This window comes from Stenotrophomonas sp. 364 (genome assembly GCF_009832905.1).
In the GTDB taxonomy this organism is placed as follows: domain Bacteria; phylum Pseudomonadota; class Gammaproteobacteria; order Xanthomonadales; family Xanthomonadaceae; genus Stenotrophomonas; species Stenotrophomonas maltophilia_AP.
This window is the reverse complement of sequence record NZ_CP047135.1, coordinates 371,537-386,516: the sequence shown is the minus strand read 5'-3', so window position 1 is coordinate 386,516 and position 14,980 is coordinate 371,537. Positions and strand designations below refer to the sequence as shown.

The 14,980-nt window shown below is 68.1% G+C and carries 14 protein-coding genes; 6 read left to right on the top strand and 8 right to left on the bottom strand.

Features of this window, described 5'->3' with window-relative positions; translation table 11 throughout:
- The first annotated feature begins 124 nt into the window (after positions 1-124).
- The 4 genes from GQ674_RS01725 (at position 125) to GQ674_RS01710 (ending at position 6,353) form a co-directional block, all read left to right on the top strand.
- Complete coding sequence (locus GQ674_RS01725; RefSeq protein ID WP_159495754.1) at positions 125-667, top strand: metal-dependent hydrolase; 543 nt, start codon at positions 125-127, stop codon at positions 665-667.
- On the top strand, positions 664-2,049 hold the full coding sequence (locus tag GQ674_RS01720; RefSeq protein WP_159495753.1) for an FAD-linked oxidase C-terminal domain-containing protein: 1,386 nt from the start codon (positions 664-666) through the stop codon (positions 2,047-2,049). The genes GQ674_RS01725 and GQ674_RS01720 overlap by 4 nt, the downstream gene beginning before the upstream one ends.
- A 270-nt stretch (positions 2,050-2,319) precedes the next feature.
- Positions 2,320-3,741 (top strand): ATP-binding cassette domain-containing protein, encoded by a 1,422-nt coding sequence (locus GQ674_RS01715; protein WP_159495752.1) that lies wholly within the window; start codon positions 2,320-2,322, stop codon positions 3,739-3,741.
- 212 nt (positions 3,742-3,953) lie between these two features.
- Complete coding sequence (locus tag GQ674_RS01710) at positions 3,954-6,353, top strand: autotransporter outer membrane beta-barrel domain-containing protein (RefSeq protein WP_159495751.1); 2,400 nt, start codon at positions 3,954-3,956, stop codon at positions 6,351-6,353.
- A gap of 269 nt (positions 6,354-6,622) precedes the next feature.
- Here the strand turns inward: GQ674_RS01710 and GQ674_RS01705 are convergent, their stop codons facing one another.
- The 3 genes from GQ674_RS01705 to GQ674_RS21560 form a co-directional block, all read right to left on the bottom strand.
- Complete coding sequence (locus tag GQ674_RS01705) at positions 6,623-7,126, bottom strand: fimbrial protein (RefSeq protein ID WP_236546168.1); 504 nt, start codon at positions 7,124-7,126, stop codon at positions 6,623-6,625.
- A gap of 39 nt (positions 7,127-7,165) precedes the next feature.
- On the bottom strand, positions 7,166-9,616 hold the full coding sequence (locus GQ674_RS01700) for a fimbria/pilus outer membrane usher protein (RefSeq protein WP_159499176.1): 2,451 nt from the start codon (positions 9,614-9,616) through the stop codon (positions 7,166-7,168).
- Positions 9,617-9,852: 236 nt separating this feature from the next.
- Complete coding sequence (locus GQ674_RS21560; RefSeq protein WP_236546167.1) at positions 9,853-10,848, bottom strand: fimbrial protein; 996 nt, start codon at positions 10,846-10,848, stop codon at positions 9,853-9,855.
- Positions 10,849-11,052: 204 nt separating this feature from the next.
- On the opposite strand from GQ674_RS21560, the gene GQ674_RS01690 reads away from it, so the two are divergent.
- The gene (locus tag GQ674_RS01690; RefSeq protein WP_159495750.1) at positions 11,053-11,565 is read left to right on the top strand and encodes a fimbrial protein; all 513 of its coding nucleotides are present in this window, start codon (positions 11,053-11,055) and stop codon (positions 11,563-11,565) included.
- 61 nt (positions 11,566-11,626) lie between these two features.
- The gene (locus GQ674_RS01685; RefSeq protein ID WP_159495749.1) at positions 11,627-12,361 is read left to right on the top strand and encodes a molecular chaperone; all 735 of its coding nucleotides are present in this window, start codon (positions 11,627-11,629) and stop codon (positions 12,359-12,361) included.
- Between the two features lie 33 nt (positions 12,362-12,394).
- On the opposite strand, the gene GQ674_RS01680 is transcribed toward GQ674_RS01685, so the two are convergent.
- From GQ674_RS01680 to sctI, 5 genes are read right to left on the bottom strand one after another with little or no spacing between them, the layout of a single operon-like run.
- Positions 12,395-12,670 carry a hypothetical protein gene (locus GQ674_RS01680; RefSeq protein ID WP_159495748.1) on the bottom strand — a complete coding sequence of 92 codons (276 nt, stop codon included), beginning with the start codon at positions 12,668-12,670 and terminating at the stop codon, positions 12,395-12,397.
- Positions 12,660-13,358, bottom strand: coding sequence for a hypothetical protein (locus tag GQ674_RS01675; protein ID WP_159495747.1), 699 nt, complete (start codon positions 13,356-13,358; stop codon positions 12,660-12,662). Before GQ674_RS01675 ends, GQ674_RS01680 begins: the two co-directional genes overlap by 11 nt.
- Positions 13,339-13,899: a hypothetical protein gene (locus GQ674_RS01670; protein WP_159495746.1), complete on the bottom strand. Its 561-nt coding sequence runs from the start codon at positions 13,897-13,899 to the stop codon at positions 13,339-13,341. Before GQ674_RS01670 ends, GQ674_RS01675 begins: the two co-directional genes overlap by 20 nt.
- Positions 13,883-14,677, bottom strand: coding sequence for a type III secretion inner membrane ring lipoprotein SctJ (gene sctJ, locus GQ674_RS01665; RefSeq protein WP_159495745.1), 795 nt, complete (start codon positions 14,675-14,677; stop codon positions 13,883-13,885). The genes GQ674_RS01670 and sctJ overlap by 17 nt, the downstream gene beginning before the upstream one ends.
- Before the next feature lie 6 nt (positions 14,678-14,683).
- Positions 14,684-14,971 (bottom strand): type III secretion system inner rod subunit SctI, encoded by a 288-nt coding sequence (gene sctI, locus GQ674_RS01660; RefSeq protein ID WP_159495744.1) that lies wholly within the window; start codon positions 14,969-14,971, stop codon positions 14,684-14,686.
- Positions 14,972-14,980: the final 9 nt, after the last annotated feature.

Genomic DNA, 14,980 nt, shown 5'->3' with positions numbered 1-14,980 from the left:
GATCGGTCGGATGTACGTGATTCCGGGATGGCGTGCAGCCGGGCAGAGCCCGGCTCTACGGGGTGGTGGCATGTGGGTAATGCCGGCACGGCCTTGCGCCGGTCAGCGGCCGGGGGCGTGGCGCATGCCTAGTGTGTTTACCCATGCGGCGATTCCGCTGGCGCTGTGGTGTGCGTCCGATCGCGGGCGCATCGCTGCGCCATTGCTGACCGCTGGCGTGGTCGCGGCGATGCTGCCCGATGCCGATGTGCTGGCCTTCGCACTGCACATTCCCTACGCCGACAGCTTCGGTCACCGCGGGGCCAGTCATTCGATCGTGTTCGCCGCGGTGCTGGCCGTGCTCGCTGCCGCGCTGCACACACGCCTGCGCGCCAGTGCGGTGCAGGCCGCCGCGTTCGTCGGCATCAGCGCGCTGTCGCACCCGCTGCTGGACGCGCTGACCTCCGGCGGCCTGGGCGTTGCCCTGTGGTGGCCATGGAGCGGCGAGCGTCTGTTCGCGCCGTGGCGCCCGATCCGCGTGTCGCCGTTCGCCGGGCAGTTCTTCAGCCCGCGTGGACTGGCCACCGTTGTTTCCGAACTGCGTTGGGTGTGGTTGCCGCTGGCCGCCGCCGTGATCGGCTGGAGGCTGATCCAACGCGCCCCTGTTGATACCCGGACCCCGCAATGACCCTCGCCCTGCCCGCCGCCTTTGTTTCCACCGTGCATGCGCTCCTGGGCGAGGACGGCTGGCGCACCGATGATGCCGCGCTGGCCGCCGCCGCACAGGACAACTCGTGGCGCAGCCAGCGGCCGCTCGGCGTGGCCTTCCCGCGTGACCGCGAACAGGTGGCGGCGCTGGTCCGCGCCTGCCGCGCCCATCGCATCGCGCTGGTCGCGCGCGGCGCCGGCACCGGCACCACCGGCGCGGCGGTGCCGGTCAACGGCAGCATCGTGCTCTCGTTCGCGCGCATGACGCGCATCCTCGACATCCAGCCCGGCAACCGCTGCGCGGTGGTCGAGCCGGGCGTGCTCAACGGCGACCTGCAGCACGCGCTGGCCCCGCATGGCCTGTTCTGGGCACCGGACCCGTCCAGCGCGGACATCTGCAGCATCGGCGGCAACCTGGCCTGCAATGCCGGTGGCCCGCGCGCGGTGAAGTACGGCACCAGCCGCGACAACGTGCTCGGGCTGGTGGCGGTAACCGGCGCAGGCGAACTCATCCACTGTGGTGGCGCCTATACCAAGGACGCCACCGGCTACGACCTCACCCACCTGCTGGTAGGCAGCGAAGGCACGCTGGCGCTGATCGTGGAAGCCACCCTCAAACTCACCCCGCTGCCGGTCGCCCAGGCCGGGCTGCGCGTGCTGTACCGCGACGCCGATGCGGCCGCTGCGGCGGTATCGCGCCTGATGGCGCAGCCGGTGGTGCCCACCCGATTGGAATTCATGGATGCACGCAGCCTGGAGCTGCTGCGCCGTAACGGCGCCGACGTCCCCGAGGCCGGCGCGATGCTGCTGGTGGAAGCCGACGGCGACCACGACACCCTGCCCTACCTGCTGCAGGCGCTGGCCACCGCCGCTGAAGGCGACGGCATGATCGAACTGGACGTGGCGATGGAAGGCCGCGCGCGCGACCAGCTGTGGGCCGCACGCAAGGCACTGTCACCCGCACTGCGCACCGTCGCGCCCGGCAAGATCAACGAAGACGTGGTGGTACCGGTGTCGCGCATTCCGGAGCTGGTGGCAGGCGTGCAGGCACTGGCGCACGAGTACGCGCTGACCATCGTCACCTTCGGCCATGCCGGCAACGGCAATCTGCACGTCAACATCCTCTACCACCCGGACGATGCCGACGAAAACGCACGCGCGCATGCCGCGCTGCCGAAGATCTTCGAACTGACGCTGTCGCTGGGCGGCACGCTGTCCGGTGAACACGGCATTGGGCTGGCCAAGCGCGATTTCATGGCCCAGGCATTCTCACCGGCAACACTGGCGGCGATGCGGGCGATCAAGCACGCGCTGGACCCGGATGCCATCCTCAACCCGGGCAAGGTGCTTCCGCCTGGCTGATATTTCACCGGGGCCCTGCACCAGCCTCGCCGGGGGCTGGTTCGGCCATAGTGCTATTGCAAGTTGTTGCAGTGACTTTGGCTGACGGTCGTGGTTTGCTCGGCAGCTACCAGATTCGAAGTTGCGCCAGGGAATTCATGGATCGGGTTGCGCCACTGGCTCGGGCCCTGAAGTCCTGACCAGAGCCGTATCGAAAACTGCACCACTACACGCTGTAGCGAAGGATCAGGCCGTCAACGACAACGACCTGCTCGCTGGAGATCAAGCACCATGTTGCGACTGGAAGATATAGAGCTTCATTTCAACGGCCGCCCGCTTTTCAGCGGCGTGGACCTGCGCCTGCCTGCCGGCGCGCGCGTCGCCCTGATCGGCAACAACGGCACCGGCAAGAGCAGCCTGCTGCGTATGCTGGCTGGACAGGTCATGCCCAGCGCAGGCGAGATCCGCTGGCGCGACGATGCATCGGTTGCCTATGTACCGCAACACGTGCTGGACGGATCGGCGCGCAGCGGCGGCGAACAGATGCGCCATGCTCTGGCGCGTGCGCTGGATTCAGCACCGGACGTGCTGCTGCTGGACGAGCCCAGCAACCATCTGGACCGCAGTGCGCGGCGCTCGCTGCTGGCCCGGCTGCGCCAGTACCACGGCACCCTGCTGATCGCCTCACATGACACCGCGTTGATCGATGCGCTGTGCGACACGCTCTGGCATATCCACAACCAGCACATCGAGGTCTTCCAGGGCCGTTACCACGACCATCAGGTGGAACTGCAGCGCCGGCGCGACGCGCTGGATCGCACCGCGCGCGATCTCGACCGCGCACAGTCGCAGGCGCATGACGCACTGATGCGCGAACAGGAGCGCGCCGCCTCCTCACGCAAGCGTGGCGCAGTGAAGGTGGAGCAGCGCAAATGGGGCACGGTGCGTTCGGCCACCAAACTGGAACGCGGCAACACCACCGCCGGACAGAAACGCCAGCAGATCCGTGAGGTACAGGAGGACATTGCCGAGCGCCGCCGGCAGCTGCAGCGCGACGAGGTCATCGAGCCGCGCTTCCAGCTTCCCGCGGGCTGGCGCCGGGAGGGCGTGGTGGTACAGGTGACCGATGGCGCCTGCGGCTACGATGCACCGCTGATCGTGCAGCAGCTGCAGGTGCGCCTGGAGGTGGGCGACTGCCTGCTGGTGACCGGCGACAATGGCAGCGGCAAATCCACCTTCGCCCGCGCATTGCAGGGTGCCACCGATGTCCAGCGTGAGGGCGACTGGCTGCTGCCGGCGGCGGAGCAGGTCGCGCTGATCGACCAGCACTACGACGCACTGCCGGGCGCGCTGACGCCGGTGCAGGCGATGGCCGCATGCCAACCCCAATGGACCCCCTCCGAATGCCGCCTGCATCTGGCCGACTTCCTGTTCCGTGGCGAGGCTCCGGCGCAGACGACCATCGGCCAGCTGTCAGGGGGCGAACGCGCACGCCTGGCGATGGCCCTGATGGCGGCCCACCCGCCCACCCTGCTGATACTGGACGAACCCACCAACAACCTGGACATGAGCCTTCGTGCCCATCTGCTGCAGGTCCTGCACGCCTACCCGGGCACCCTGGTGGTGATTTCCCACGATGAGGGCTTCATCCAGTCACTGCAGCCTACCCAGCGGTTGAACCTGGCCACCAGCGACGGCGCCGTCGTACGCTGAACCCTCAAGCAAAGCAGGAAGCCGATCACGACGCTTTGCAACATATTGCATGGCCCCCCGCTCCTTGAGCCGGAACAATTTGAGTCGAAATGGACATGCCCGGGCGTCTCTGGCATCGCATCGCCGACAGGCCAAGCTCCCCGGAAGAGAGGAGTGACGGCCCATGACGCGGCTGTCCATACCAGACACATTGGTCCGATCAGGAGTGATCCATGCGCCGTCATTCTGCACGTCCCCAGTGCTTCCTCATGCGCCCCCTCACCCAGTGCCTGCTGTTGGCCCTGGCGGCTCTTCCCGCAACATCTGTGCTGTCCCGTGACCTTGATGGCCAATCGGCCACCGTGCGTGAAGGCAGCACCGCCGAAGCCTGGAACCTGATCAACGGCTCACGCCTGAGTGTGGACGGCGGTCGTACGGAGACAATTAGCAGCACGGACTCCCAGGTAACGCTGAACAACGGCCATGTACAAGCGCCCGTCGATGGCAGGGATGCCAGCATCGTGCTGCGGGGCAGTTCAACGCTGGATATGACCAACAGCACGCTTCATGACGGCAATGTGGTGGTCAGCGATCATTCCAGCGCGCGCATCACGGGAAGCACCCTGCGCTCGGTGGGGGCCAACGCCAGGTTCAGCGTCGGCATCTACCTCGACAAGTCCCCCAGCCGACCCGATGCCAACAGCACCGTCATCGTCGACTCTTCGTTCGTACGCGCCGAAGTATCACCGGGCGCGGCCATGCTCAGCAACGGCCACGCAGTGCGCCTGCAGCAGGGCACCGCCATCCTGCAGAATGGCACCCGGGTGGAAGGCGCGAATTCGGGCGTACTACTGTTGGGCGGAACCATCCCGTCCGTACTCGGGCAGCCCATCACCCTGCGCGTGGACAACGCACAGGTCGTCTCGGACAGTGGGGCCGCCATCTGGATAGCACCGCGCAGGTCGGTGCGCTACGACATCACCGTCGCCAACGGCTCCCAGCTCTCCGGCGGCGATGGCCATCTGTTGCTGGTGCGCCCCGATGGCAGTGCAACGGGCGAAGCCGAGGTCCACTTCACGGTGGATGACGCACGCCTTGCCGGCGATATCACCTTCGACACCGACCGCGTTACCGGCAGCCTGGACGTAGTGCTTCGCAACAAGGCGCAGATCGACGGCCGTTTCGCCAACGTCACCACCGCCAGCATCGACAGCGACGCCACCTGGCAGATGACCGGCGACAGCACCATCGGCCATCTCACCCTGGGCGCTGGCGGCACCGTGGCGCTGGGCGATGGCAGCACCTTCAACACGCTCAATGTGGATACCTTCAGCGGCAACGGTGGCACGCTGGGCTTCAACACCGCGCTGGGCGATGACAGTTCGGCCACCGACAGGCTCATCATCAGCGGCGATGCCAACGGCCAGGCCAACGTGCGCGTGACCAACGCGGGCGGTGCCGGTGCGCAGACCAGCAAGGGCATCGAGCTGATCCGCATCGGCGGCGCGTCCAATGCGCAGTTCGATCTGCAGGGCCGCGCGGTGGGCGGGCAGTACGAGTACTTCCTGTTCAAGGATGCGACCGACGGCGGCTGGTACCTGCGTTCGCAGCTGGCCACCGCGCCAGACCCGTGCGTGGCCGACCCCAGCCTGCCGCAGTGTCAGCCGATTGTCGATCCGGTGGATCCGGTGGATCCGGTGGATCCGATCATTCCCATTCCGGTGCTGCGCCCGGAAACCGGCGCCTACCTGGCCAACCAGTTCGCGCTGGACCAGCTACTGCGTCATGGCTGGCGCGACCGCCAGGGCGGCAGCACGGCCCATGAGGGCGTGCGTGGCTGGGCGCGCGTGGATGGCACCCAAAGCAAGCTGGCTGCCGTGGAAGACCAGCTGGACCCGCGCGTGGACCGCTCGCGGTTGCAGTTGGGCGCCGACATGGGCGTGTTTGACGACGGCCGTGGCCGCCTGGGCGTGATGTTGACCGCTGGCCAGTCCAGCGCCACCTCGCGCTCGCTGCTGACCGGCTACAGCGCACGCGGCAAGGTGGAAGGCGGTGCGCTGGGCGTGTACGGCAACTGGGTCAGTGATGCGCTGTACCTGGACGCCAGCGTGCAGCGCGGCCAGTTCCGCAACCGGGTGCAGGGCGAGGGCCTGGCCGAAGAACGCTACGACTCGGACATCTGGCAGTCCTCGCTGGAGGCCGGTTACCGCATCGGTATCGGTGCCATCGGCAGCACCGCGCTGAGCCTGCAGCCGGAACTGCAGCTGGTCTACACCGACGCCAACATCGACCGTCACCAGGAAGCCAACGGCACGGTGGTGCGCAGCCTGGCTGACAGCGGTCTGTCCGGTCGCGCGGGCCTGCGTCTGCAGGGCGAAGGCAACAGCACGGTCGGTGCCTCGGTCAGCCCGTATCTGGTGGCCAACTGGTATCGCGATGGCGCCAGCAACGGACTGGCCTTCGACGAAGACGTGATGAAGGCCAGCGTGCCGAAGAACCGCTATGAGCTTAATGCCGGTGCACGCATCGATTACCGCTCGGGGCTGAGTGCCTGGGGTGGGCTGGGTGTGATGCGCGCTGACCATGGGTATCGCGAGGCCACTGCGAACGTGAGCCTGTCCTACCGCTGGTGATTGTGCATGAAGCGGCGCCGACGTTGTTCGGCGCCGTCCTTCTACTCGGATAGAGCCAGGCCATGCCTGGCTCTATCGTTTTGGCGCGTGGCCGCACTCGCGCCGCGAACAGCTCGTCGAGCTGGACGCGGCGCTACGGTCGCTCACCAACGCACGCGCACGCGCATCCCCACCTGCGCACCTACCCATGCCGATGCGCAGGCGCACGGCCTTCCACCGCGTGCGCGCTGCAAGGGGCGCGTACCTGATCGACGGAGGCGCATCTTTCGTCACTCGTAATCTGCCGTCACCACGATTTCCGTCTGCACCGCACCGGCGTTCACCCCGGCCACCGCCGGCAGGTAGTAGCCCGCGCGCAGCGGGTAGCTAGCGGTCGCACCGCTGACCACCACCTCGATATCGGCATCCCCGTTCTTGATGTAGTCGGTGCCGGTGGCGCCTTTCAGCAAGGCCACCGACACCCCCACGGCGGCGTCGGCGGTGGCGGTGTTCTTCCAGCGCTCGGCATCGCCGTCGGCGGCGGTACCGGCAAAGGACAGGGTGGCCTTGGTGACGCCCACGCAACCGGTGAAGTTCAACGTGCCGGCCTTGAGCTTGTTGTCGCCCTGGGCCATCTCATCGGCCTTGACCGGGTCCAGCGCGATGACTGGCGCAGTGAGGGTGCAGGTGCCCGGCAGCACGCGCCCGGAGATGGTCAGGGTAGCGGCCGAGGCCGTGGATACGGCCAGGCACATCGTGGCGGTTGCGGCCAGCAGCAGAAAGGATCGCGACATGGGGAACTCCTTGAGGGGGAATCGAACGGGAAAACACAATCAGGGGGCGCGATTGCCCGTTGGCATCGGCGCGATTACCGGCGGCAGCGGCTGCGGCACGCACACGGCCTGGCTCCACGACAGCCCGTAGGCGTCAGGCGCATCGGGCATGCGGTAATCGATGCGGCAGCGTCGCTTGCCATCGGGGTCGACGATCAAACTGCCACTGTCCTGCGCGCCGCGCAGCTGGATGACACCGCCCTGCCCGACCGCGCCGGCGGGTGTGCCGTCCTCGGTCTGCACCACCGCGGCAAACGGCAGCGGCTGGCCGAGTGCGTCGGTGGCATCGATGAACAGGGTGCGCTCGCGGCGCACCTCGAACGGCACACGCACGATGCCACCGGCGGTGGGCGCCACACGCTGCGAGGTGCGCAGCAGCTCCACCTCCAGCGGCAGGCCGCTGGGGTCCAGGTCGATGCTGTTCCAGCGGTAGGGGCTGATATGCGGCAGCAGCGCGTAGCCGTTGCCGGCCACCTTGATGGCCGCGCCACTGCCTACGCGCGCGCCCTGTGCGCCGGGCGCCTGTACCAGCGCGAAGCCCTCGCCCACCGGCGGACCGAAGTTGATGCCGCCGCCATGCAGCACCACGCTGCCCGAGGCACCAGCGGTGACGCTGCGGTAGTTGCCCGCGCGGCTGTAGCCCAGGTTGGCGTTGAGCTGGCTGCCCTGCCAGGCCGCATAGGCGTTACTGCTGCGCGCACCGTCGTCGCCCTGGCTGGCCGACAGGCTGTAGCTCAGCGCACGCTGCTCGCCCACGCTGCCGCTCAGGCCGGCCTGCAGCTGTTGCCCGCGGTGGCTCTGGCTGAGCTGGGTGCTGGCGCGCGGTGCATTGCTGCTGCGCCCCAGCGGCACGCTCAGGGTGAAGGCGTAGCGGGTGTCCTGGCGGCCATCGCCGGTGCGGTAGCGCAGCGCGGACAGCCCGTAGTTGGCGCGCCGGAAGCTGCTCTGGAACCCCACCTGCACATCGTTCTGGCCGCGCGTGCTGTCCCAGTAGGCCACGTGGCCGCCGCTGAGGTACAGATTGCTGCGTTCGCCCACGCGCTGGGAGAAGTTGAGCTGGTAGCGCTGGCGGGCGCGGTGCGTGTAGCCCCAGCCGTCGCTGCGGGCGCGCGCCACATCGCCCAGGCTGAGGTAGCCGCGCGTGCTGTAGCGGTAGGCGGCCAGGCCGACATTGGTGCCGGTGCTGGCCACGTAGCGCTGGTAGTTGAGCCGCAAGCTGTTGCCGGTGACACGGTCGCGATCCTGCAGGCGCGCCTGCGAATGGGTGATGTCTGCGCCGAATGCGCCTACGGCGGTGTTGATCGCCGCACCGGCCAGCACGGCCTGGTAGTCCTGCCCCAGCTGGGCGCCGCCCAGCACGGTGAGCCGGTTGCTCAGGCCGCGCACATAGGTGGCCTCGCCGAAGCGCACCGGGTCGAGCCGGCCGCTGCTGTCGCGCACCGCGCCGGCGGTGAACGCAAACCGCGAGGCCCCGGCGCGCAGCGCCTGCGGCACCGCCGAGAAGTTCACGGTGAAGCGCTGCACGCGGCCATCGGGCTCGGTGACGGTCACGTCCAGGTCGCCGCCGAAGTTGGTCGGGTACAGGTCCTCGATCGCGAACGGCCCAGGCGCCACGTTGCTCTCGTGGATGAGGTTGCCGTTCTGGCGGATCGCGACCACCGCATTACCCTCGGCGATGCCACGCACCACCGGCGCATAGCCGCGCAGCGAGTCGGGTAGCATGCGCTCGTCGCTGGCCAGTCGCACGCCGGTAAAGGCCACGCTCTCGAACAGCTCGCCGCCGGTGTTGCCCTGGCCCAGCAGCAGCTGGCTGTTCCACGCGGCAATGTCGCGCTGCACGTGGCTGCTGATCACTTCGTGATGGGTGCCCTGGCTGCCGCTGGTGAACGAGGCGCGGTGCCGCAAGCGCCACGGGCCGATGTTGATGCCGGTACGCAGCCCCAGGTAGCTGCTGTCGCGGCCTTGGCCGCGCTGGTGGTTGGCGCTGTAGTCGATGAAGGCGGCGGTGATGCCATCGTCGCGTTGTGCCGGTGCCACGTAGCCGCGCGCCACGCTGGCCAAGGCCGCCTGCGGCAGGCCGATGTCCAGCTCCAGCGCGCCGCTGTCGAAGGTGACCGTGGCGCCCTCGATCATCGCGGGCAGGTCCACGCAGGCTGCGCCCTCCGCCTCCACGGCCTCCATCAGCGCCGCCTTCAACGGCAGCGTGCCGATCAGCTCGGCGGGCAGACACGGGGTGGCGATATGCGGGTCTGCCGAGGCCCGGAAGCGGATATCGCGGCTGGACTGGTATACCCCGTTGACCTTCACGTCCACCGCGTAGTCGCCTGGCGGCAGCGGGTTGCCGTTGGCGTAGCGGCGCATGTCGATGGCGTCACCGCCGATCAGGAAACCTTCACTGAACTCGACCGCTGGCGTGGGCGCCGCGCGGGCGAATGCGCCGAGGGAGAGCATCAACGCGGTGGTGATGCCTCGGGAGAGCGCGGACGTTGCGACGTTGGCGTGGGCTGAAGTGGGGGACACGATGCGTGCAATCGCCGTGGGGGGGACGATTGATAGGAGAGGGGTGAGCATGGTAGGAACGAATGGAACTACACCCCATGCAATAACTTGCAGATTGCAGTGCAGCACTGCGATGTCTGCATTGCGGGTTAGTTGCGCTTCAGCAACGCGCCGCCCATGCAGGGCGGTTATCTGTAGTCGGCGACGAGCACCGCTTCGCCGGTGATCACGCCAGTTACCAGCGGGCCGGCCGTGCGGTGGTAGCGCGCCTGGAACGGAATGGCCTGCTGGCCCTTGGCGGAAAACCCGTACGACCACGCCTGGCCCAGCTGCAGCGGCAGGCCGCCACGCAGTAGCTGCACCTGCACGCCGCCAGCGGTGGAACCCGCGCCGGGTGCCAGATCGCTGCCGGTATTGCCCGGCTGGTTGGCGTCGGTCAGGGTAAGGGTGACATCCACATTGGCCATCGAGCAGTTCATGGCCACATCGAAGGTGGACGGCTTGGCGGTGCTGTCGGCCACGGCCAGGTCATTGGCCACTACATCGTCGAGCGTGTGGGTGGCATTGGCGAGGGTGCAGGTGACCGGGGGAATGGTCAACTCCAGCGTGAAGGAGTGGCGGAACGGATTGGCGGCACTGCCCTCCGGCCAGAGTTCCACGGTGCCCAGAAAGGTGCGTGGCACGCTTTCCATCGCCCCACCGCGGAAGAACACCCGCATCTGCACGTAGTGCTCCATCCCCGACGTTGACGCCAGGACCACGCCAGGGTTGCGGTTCAGCTGACCGTTGCGGATGGGAATGACGGACACATCGACACCTGCTCCTGTCTGTCGCACGCCATGCAGGAAAATCACCAACGGCGAACGCGGCCCCAAGCTGTAGGCCGGAACCATCATGCCCGCGTAGGCGATATCACGCTCGTAGGTGAGCCCGGCAAGGTGCATGTTGATCAGGAAGGCCGTCTGCCCGGGCGGGCATTCGTAGGTGTCCGGCCGTGTCCCGCCCGTGCCTGCGTAGTGCGTGTCGGGCCGGTCCAGGTTGGGCATGTTCCTGACGATTTCGTCATCCTTGTCAGTCAAGTCAAGGCGTGTGCACGCGTTGGCGCTGCCCACGCCCAGCGCCACCGCAGCGACGGCGCTGAGGACGATGGCGACACGTCGGCGCGGGGGGATCAGGCATCGCATGGCGATTCCTCCATAAGCAGGTCACGGGTGCGCAGTCTACGCAGCGCGCCCGGCTTCTCCCATGCAACTAGTTGCAAACACGACAAGACCTGCCTGATTTGCAAGTTATTGCATTCCCCCTACGTTATCGCCTCCGCAAACTGGCGCCACTGTCCGTGCCGATTGCGCCGGGCACTGTCCTGTCACAACTTCCGGGAACCCACCATGACCACCAAGATCCGCCTGCTGTCCCTCGCCCTGCTCACCGCTGCCGCCCCGTCGGCGTTTGCCGAAAAGCTGGAAATCACCGGTGAGCTGCTCAACTCCACCTGCGCCGTGCAGTCCACCGGCGGTGCCATCACCGTGCCGATGGGCAAGGTCGACCTGGCCTCGGTCAATGCCGACGTGCGCGCCGGCCAGAAGAACTTCGCCATCGCACTGGACTGCACCGGTTCGGGCTCGGCGCAGGACGTGGGGGTGCGCTTCGGCGGCACCCCCGATGGCAGCACCGGCAACTTGGCGCTGACTGCCACCTCCACCGCCAGCAACGTGGGCGTGGCCCTGTACGACGCCGCCGGTAACCAGCAGAAGATCGGTGAAGATCCCACCGTGTGGGTGACCATCGCTGCCGGCGGCAGCGGCCAGCTGGACTACAGCGCGTGGTACGCCTCGCCGGGCAAGAACGCCCAGGCCGGCACCGCCAATGCATCCGGCGATTTCGTGGTGCTCTACAAGTAAGTACCTTCCGCGCAGGCCGCGGCGCACTGCCGCGGCCCACCTATTCTTCCAGAGGTGTTCCATGACTTCCCGTGCATCGACATGGGCGTCGCCGTTGGCGCTCGCGCTGGCCGCGACGCTGTGCGCCGCACCCGCTTCGGCGGCCGTCACCCTCCAGGGCACGCGCGTGATCCACGACGCCAGCCAAGGCCGCGACACCACGGTGAAAGCCACCAACAGTGGCGACGCGGTGGCCATGACCCAGGTGTGGATCGACGATGGCGACAGCCGCGCCCGCCCCGAGCATGTGGTGGTGCCATTCCGGCTGACCCCGGCCGAGCCGCGTCTGTTGCAACCCAAGCAGGGCCAGGCGTATCGCATCACCTACGCACCGCGCCCGTCCGAGGCGCCGCTGCCGGGCGACCGCGAGTCGCTGTTCTATTTCAACCTGTTGGATATTCCGCCCAAGCCCAGTGATGCGGCCGGCAAGAACCTGCTGCAGTTTGCGGTGCGCACGCGCATCAAGCTGTTCTATCGCCCCGCCGGGCTGCCCGGTGCCGCGCGCGATGCGGCAGCGGCGTTGCAGTGGACAGCCACCGGCGGTGCGCTGCAGGTGCGCAATCCCAGCGCTTACCACGTAACCCTGAGCACGCTGACCCTGGCCGATGGCCGCACGCTGGACGTGGACATGATCGCGCCAGGTGCGCAGGTGGCGCTGCCCCTGCCGGCCGGTGCCACGACGCCCACGCAGGTGACGTTCCAGTGGCTGGATGACTACGGCACACCGCGCGAGCAGCAGGCCGCGGTTACCCCCTGAGCCCGGGCCGTCATCGGACGGCCCGCACGCGCCTCAGAGTTCGATCGACAACGGCGGAATGCCGTTCTCTTCTTCTTCTCCATAGAGCATCGTTTCCATGAAGATCCGCTGCGCCCACACGCGCACCGGGTCTTCCACGGGAACGGGCATGGGGTGCGGCTCCGGACCCGGCTCGGGCAAGGGCACCGGTTCACTCTCTTCAGCGTGCTGCGCCTGTTCCTGCATGCGCTGGTGCAGGGGGACCACGGTGCCGACGGCGGGCACTGCGGGTAGCAGACTGTCTGCGCGTGGGGTTGGATCAATGGTCATGCGGGGTGTCCAATGCCGCAAAGCGGCGACGATGGTGGGTATGGGCCAGGCTGGCCTGCAGCGCATCGCAGTACGCGTTGGCCAGGGCGGCAAGGCGTGGCTGCAGGTGCGGCAACTGGCGCTGCAGCGTCTGTTCCACGGTGTCCTTCAACGGGGTCTGCATGTCCAGGCTGTAGACCAGCTCGCCCACATGCAGGGCCGGGGTCTGTCGCGGCGCGGGTTGCACGGTGACGTGGGTCTCGGCCAGCGCCGTGGTCAGGGCCTGCAGCAACGCGGGCTGGTCCTCGGGCACGTGCAGCACCGCCGCGTTGGCGATACCCGCCACCCAGCGTTCGCAGGCGGCAGACCACTGCGGTACCAGCACGTCCGGATCCACCGTCATGGCCTGCAGCCGCGCGTGCAGCTGCTGGCGCACGGCGTCGATCAGGCGCTGCTGCTCGCACTGCAGCGCCTCGATCAGCGGCAGCAGCTGGGTGATCGCCTGCAGCATGCCCTGCTGGTAGCCGGCCGCCAGGGCGTCTGCGCGCAGTGCCTGCGCCTGTGCCTGCACGTGCTTCCGGTCCTGCTGCGCGCGCGCGCGTGCGGCGGCCAGCAATCGACGATGATCGGCCGCCTGGCCGACGCTGACCGCCTGCACAACACCGTCCACGGCGTAGTCGAGCAGGTCCTCAGGATACGTTCGCAGCATGGTTCCACGCACTCCAGAAACAGGTGATGTCGAAAGGCCCGGCAAACTCGGCGCTGCCACGCGCTGGCGCCGGCTGTGCCGGGCCGGCCAGGCACAGCTGGGCGCGCGCCCGCAGCCAAGGCGGCATCTGCTCCTGCAGCCCTGCCAGCAGGTAGGCCGCGCCCCAGGCGCGCAGGCTGTCGGCATCCTCCACGTCGACCGCGGTCGGGCCACAGGTGGCGAAAGGCAACCGGAGAAAGGCGTGCACCGGCCGCGGCAACCCGACGAACGCGCGGCTGCCCATCAGCCGATGGCGATGCTTGGCACAGGCCACCAGGTAGGCCGCACCGGGCAGCCGCGACCAGCCCGCGACCAGGCGCTCGGTCAGCAACTGCTGGTGGGGGGGCGGCCGCTGGTAGGCCGGCAGCGCGAAGCGCTGTATCAGCACGGCGTTGAGAGCGCTGCGCTGCGCCGGCTGCAGCTTCGCACCGGCCTGGTGCCAGGGGGCGTAGTACTGCAGCGGGTCATGCAGCACCCGCAGCAGGTCAGGACGTGCGGGCATCGGCAGCTCGCTCGCGAGGGCGCAGGCGACCGCGCAGGGCAGCCAGCCCCTGCGACAGGGTGCGTCCGCTGCGGCGGAGCAACCACACCGCGCCGCCCAGCAGCGCAAGCAGCGCCAGCGGCAGCAGCAGCGACCGCCATGGGCCGGCGTAGTGTTCGGCAGGCGTTACCGCCAGCGTGCGGGTGGCCTGTGCCGGGGTAAGAACCACCGACACATTGTCGTAGGCCACATCCACGAAGGCGTTGCGCAGGAAGCGCTTGACCGATTGCAGCAGCGCCTGCTCGTCGGCGCCCGGCACGTGCACCAGCAGCGCCGCCACGTGCATGGCCGGCGGCTTGCGCTGCTGCAGGCTGCCCTCCACCGGGCCGGCGTCGTAGCTCACATGAACGCGCGCGGTGTGCACACCGTCGAGGGTGGCCAGCGATTCCTCCAGGCGCTGTTCGATGGCCGACAGCAGCCGGGCCCGCTCGCCCAATGGCGTGCTGACCATCGCATCGGACGGGAACTGGCTGGCGATCTGCGTGCGCGGCGCCGAAGGCAGGTTGTGCGCCTGCACCAGGTCGATCGCCTCGGCCAGATCGCCCTGGCCCACAGTCACGCTGAAACCGGCCTTGCCGTTGAGATGTTTGTCCGCGCTGATGTTATGGCGCAACAGCACGGCCACCACCTCGTTGGCCTGGCGCTCATCGAGCCCCTGCAGCAGCGGTGTGCGTGTGCAGGCCACCAGCAGCAGACACAACATGGCCAGCAGCAGCGGCCGGGATGATCGAAGCGGCATCATCGGTCAGCTCTTGACCAGGGTTTCGATGCCCTTGGTGGCATGGCCGACCAGGGCGGAGGTGAGCGTGACCTGCTTGGTGTAGGCCTCCTGGCGAAGCTGCAACTGGTACAGCTGCTGCGGATCGGCCGCCACCATCGGGTCGTTGGCGGCGGCCAGGATGCCGTCGCGTTCATGACCGGCCTGGACGTAGTAACGCGCAAAAGCCTCGTTGAAACGGTCCGACAGGGGCACCAGCGCGCCGTCGGCGGCGCCACTGGAAACAGCCGTGTCGATGGTAGTAATGGATATCACGGTGATTTC

Bases quoted from the DNA above. Each gene is read 5' to 3' on its own strand.
- GQ674_RS01725 (WP_159495754.1), top strand. From the start codon at position 125: ATGCCTAGTGTGTTTACCCATGCGGCGATTCCGCTGGCGCTGTGGTGT.
- GQ674_RS01720 (WP_159495753.1), top strand. From the start codon at position 664: ATGACCCTCGCCCTGCCCGCCGCCTTTGTTTCCACCGTGCATGCGCTC.
- GQ674_RS01715 (WP_159495752.1), top strand. From the start codon at position 2,320: ATGTTGCGACTGGAAGATATAGAGCTTCATTTCAACGGCCGCCCGCTT.
- GQ674_RS01710 (WP_159495751.1), top strand. From the start codon at position 3,954: ATGCGCCGTCATTCTGCACGTCCCCAGTGCTTCCTCATGCGCCCCCTC.
- GQ674_RS01705 (WP_236546168.1), bottom strand. From the start codon at position 7,126: ATGTCGCGATCCTTTCTGCTGCTGGCCGCAACCGCCACGATGTGCCTG.
- GQ674_RS01700 (WP_159499176.1), bottom strand. From the start codon at position 9,616: ATGCTCTCCCTCGGCGCATTCGCCCGCGCGGCGCCCACGCCAGCGGTC.
- GQ674_RS21560 (WP_236546167.1), bottom strand. From the start codon at position 10,848: ATGCGATGCCTGATCCCCCCGCGCCGACGTGTCGCCATCGTCCTCAGC.
- GQ674_RS01690 (WP_159495750.1), top strand. From the start codon at position 11,053: ATGACCACCAAGATCCGCCTGCTGTCCCTCGCCCTGCTCACCGCTGCC.
- GQ674_RS01685 (WP_159495749.1), top strand. From the start codon at position 11,627: ATGACTTCCCGTGCATCGACATGGGCGTCGCCGTTGGCGCTCGCGCTG.
- GQ674_RS01680 (WP_159495748.1), bottom strand. From the start codon at position 12,670: ATGACCATTGATCCAACCCCACGCGCAGACAGTCTGCTACCCGCAGTG.
- GQ674_RS01675 (WP_159495747.1), bottom strand. From the start codon at position 13,358: ATGCTGCGAACGTATCCTGAGGACCTGCTCGACTACGCCGTGGACGGT.
- GQ674_RS01670 (WP_159495746.1), bottom strand. From the start codon at position 13,899: ATGCCCGCACGTCCTGACCTGCTGCGGGTGCTGCATGACCCGCTGCAG.
- sctJ (WP_159495745.1), bottom strand. From the start codon at position 14,677: ATGCCGCTTCGATCATCCCGGCCGCTGCTGCTGGCCATGTTGTGTCTG.